This is a genomic window from Streptomyces sp. NEAU-W12 (genome assembly GCF_026242095.1).
Lineage (GTDB): Bacteria > Actinomycetota > Actinomycetes > Streptomycetales > Streptomycetaceae > Streptomyces.
On sequence record NZ_JAPJDM010000077.1, the window covers coordinates 1 to 3,183 of the forward strand.

A 3,183-nucleotide genomic window follows, 5' to 3' on the forward strand; every position below is an offset into this window, starting at 1 on the left:
GCGTTGGGGTGGTCGAAGACCAGGGTGGCGGGGAGCCTGAGTCCGGTGAGGTTGTTGAGCTGGTTGCGCAGTTCGGTCGCGGCGAGCGAGTCGAAGCCCAGCTCCTGGAAGGCCCGGTCGGGTCCGATCGCCTCGGCCGAACCGTGCCCCAGCACGGCCGCCACCTGCGAGCGCACCAACTGCAGTACCGTGCGGTGCCGTTCACCGGCGGACAGCCCGGCCAGCCGGTCCGCGAGACCGCCGACCGGGGTGCCGGTGGTCGCTGCGGCGGTGGTCCGGCGCGTGGTCGGGGCGAGGGCGCGGAGCAGGGCGGGGACCTCGTCGGTCCGGGCGCGCAGGGCGGCGGTGTCGACCCGCAGCGGAACGACCGTGGCCTCACCGCGGTCCAGTCCGGCCGCGAACAGCTCCAGCCCGGCCTCGTGGGAGAGCACCGGCAGACCCTGCGACGCCATCCGCCGACGGTCCACCTCACCCAGATACCGGCCAAGCCCGGCACCCACGTCCCAGAACCCGTACGCCATCGACGTCGCCGGCAGACCCTCGGCCCGCCGACGCGCCGCCAACGCGTCCAGGAACACATTCGCCGCAGCATAATTGCCCTGACCCGCCGTCAGCACCAGACCACCGGCCGACGAGAACAACACGAACGCGGCCAGATCCAACCCACGCGTGGCCTCGTGCAGCCACCACGCGGCATCCGCCTTCGGAGCCAGAACACCATCCACCCGCTCCGGCGACAACGCACCCACCAGACCGTTGTCACCCACACCGGCGGCATGGACGACCGCCAGCAGACCACGCTCCGCCACAAGCGACGTGACCAGGGCATGAACCGCCTCACGGTCCGACACGTCACAGGCGACGATGTCGACACGGGCTCCCATCCCGTGCAGCTCTTCGGCGAGTTCGGTGGCGCCGGGAGCACCGGGCCCGCGCCGGGACGTCAGGACCAGGTCCCGCACCCCGCGCTCGGCCACCAGATAACGGGCGACCACCGCACCCAGACCACCGGTACCACCCGTGATCAGTACCGCACCGGCGCCGTCCAGCGCCGGGACCGTACGGTCCGTGCCCGGCCCGTCCCCCGACTCGGACGACGGCAGACGGGTCAGACGCGGCACCAGCACCGCACCCCCACGCACCGCCACCTCCGACTCACCGGCGACCACGGCCGCCACCGCCACATCCACATCGGTGTCCGCGCCGGTGCCACCGTCGACATCGGCCAGAGCGAAACGGCCCGGATTCTCCGACAGCGCCGCACGCACCAGACCCCACACCGGAGCCTGCACCACATCACCGGCCGAACCGACCGGAACCGCACCCCGCGTCACCACCACCAGACGCGAACCGGCAAACCGCTCACCGGCCAGCCACTCCCGCACCACCCCCAACACCCGGTGCACCACCGACCGCACACCCACCGGCACATCAACACCGTCGGCAAGCGAAGAAGCATCGACACCGCAGTCCAGAACCACCGTGCCCGGCACGTCGCCGTCCTCCGCCACCTCTTGCCACGGCGTCCACGCCGCACCGGCGGCACCGGCAATCCCCGGCACCCACTCGATGCCGTACAACGCACCCGCGTCACCGGACGCCGTGCCCAACTGATCCGCCGACACCGGCCGGCCCGCCATGGACCCGACCGACATCACAGGCGCACCCGACACATCGGCGACCGCGATCCGCATTCCGCCGTCGTCGGACCTGTCGATGCGGACGCGGACGGCGGCGGCGCCGACCGCGTGCAGACGCACGCCGCTCCAGGCGAACGGAATCACCGTCTCACCCTCACCGTCGTTCAGGATCGCCGCATGCATCGACGCGTCCAGCAACGCCGGATGCAGACCGAACCCACCGGCCTCACCCACCGACTCCTGCGGCAGAGCGACCTCGGCGAACAACTCCTCACCCCGACGCCACGCCGCACGCAGCCCCTGGAACACCGGACCGTAACCGTAACCACGCTCACGGAAGACCTCGTACGCACCCTCCACCGGCACCACCTCCGCACCCACCGGAGGCCACTGCACCAGATCGAACTCCGCCGACGCCACACCCTCCACCAGGAACCCGGAGGCATGGGTTGTCCAGTCCTGCGCGGCACCCTCGGAGCGCGAGTAGACGGCGACCGTACGGCGTCCGCCGTTCTCCGGGCCGACCACCACGCGCACCTGGACGCCGCCCTGTTCGGGCAGCACCAGCGGTGCTGCCAGCGCCAGTTCCTCCAGCGTCGCGCAGCCCACGGCCTCGCCGGCCGTCAGGGACAGTTCGACCAGTACGGCGCCGGGCAGCAGGGTGCGGCCCAGGACCACGTGATCGGCCAGCCACGGCTGCGCCTGAACCGACAGCCTGCCCGTCAGCACCACACCACCCGAGTCCGGCAGCGCCACCACCGCACCCAGCAACGGGTGATCGGACGCGTCCAGGCCGGCGCCGGCGGGGGCCGCGGTGGCGCCGTCCGTGGCGTGCAGCCAGTAGCGCTGCCGCTGGAAGGCGTAGGTCGGCAGGTCGACGGTGCGTGCGCCGGTGCCGGCGAAGTACGCGGCCCAGTCGACAAAAGCGCCGTCGCTGTGCAGGTGACCGAGGGCGGTGAGCAGGGCGTCGGCCTCGTCCCGGCTCTTGCGGGCGACCGGCACCAGCAGGACACCGGTGTCGTCGAGACAGGTACGGGCCATGCCGGTCAGCACCGCTTCGGGGCCGACCTCGACGTACCGGCCCACCCCGGCGGCACGCAGTGCGTGAACTCCGTCGGCGAAGCGTACGGCCTCGCGGACGTGGGTCACCCAGTAGGCGGGCGTGGTGAGTTCGCCGGGTGCGGCGATGCGGCCGGTCACGTTGGAGACGACGGGCAGCAGCGGCTCGCCGTAGGACAATCCCTCGGCGACCGTGCGGAACTCCTCCAGCATCGGCTCCATCAGCGGCGAGTGGAAGGCATGCGACACCCGCAGCCGGGACGTACGACGACCCCGCTCACGGAACACCCCCGCCACGGCCTCCACCGCGGCCTCGGCACCCGAAACCACCACCGACGACGGCCCGTTGACAGCCGCCACCGACACCTCACCCGCCAGATGCGCCAGCACCTCCCCCTCCGTCGCCTCGACCGCCACCATCGCACCACCGGCCGGCAACGCCTGCATCAGCCGGCCACGCGCAGCCACCAGCGCACACGCGTCC

At 72.1% G+C, this 3,183-nt stretch carries 1 protein-coding gene; it reads right to left on the bottom strand.

What is annotated here, in order from left to right; genetic code table 11:
* A partial coding sequence (locus tag ORI94_RS35060; protein ID WP_266083144.1) for an SDR family NAD(P)-dependent oxidoreductase occupies nt 1–3,167 on the bottom strand: 3,167 nt, incomplete at its 3' end.
* Nucleotides 3,168–3,183: the final 16 nt, after the last annotated feature.